The organism is Rhodococcus sp. PSi06 (assembly GCF_054960675.1).
On record NZ_JBHNYO010000035.1, the window covers coordinates 1 to 597 of the forward strand.

Genomic DNA, 597 nt, shown 5'->3' on the forward strand with positions numbered 1-597 from the left:
TCGCGGCACTGTGGAACCCGTTGTCACCGTCGTGCTCGACCTCGACGGTGAACCCGTCGGCCACCAGACCGCGCCGGACCATCTCCGCCAGGCGCACTTCGTCCTCGACCACCAGAACCCGCATCGACAGCTCCGTCCGTGTATGTGACGCAAGTACAACAGACCCACTCAGGCACCGACGAGCCGCTCTCAGCGGTTCTTCAGGAGCTGCTCGGCACACTGATCGGCGTGCTCCTCTCCTCATCGATGTCCGCCGTTCACGCAACAGCCACCGAAGTGCTCACCGAAGCCGCCACCGCCGACGTCGAGATCGCCGGGTTGGTGATCGCAGTTGGCCTCCTCGGTGCCGGGATCATGCTCCGCATCCGCTCCGACCGGACCGGAGCGACGATCCTCGGCACGCTCGGCTTCGCTTTCGCAGTGGTGGTGCTCGCCGTCGCAGTCCACACCAACGGATGGCTGACCAAGTCCGACGCGCCTGTCGCGGCCTGGTTCGTCGATCACCGAACGCACGCGCTCGATGATCTGGCCCTTGCCGTCACCACAGCGGGTGGACCCGCCGAGACCGCCGCGTTGGGCCTCGTGGTCGCGGTGCTT

The 597-nt window shown here is 66.7% G+C and carries 1 pseudogene; it reads left to right on the plus strand.

What is annotated here, in order from left to right:
• Window positions 1–246 precede the first annotated feature (246 nt).
• Window positions 247–597 (plus strand): annotated as a pseudogene (locus tag ACFI9K_RS24915) (phosphatase PAP2 family protein); the annotation flags it as partial.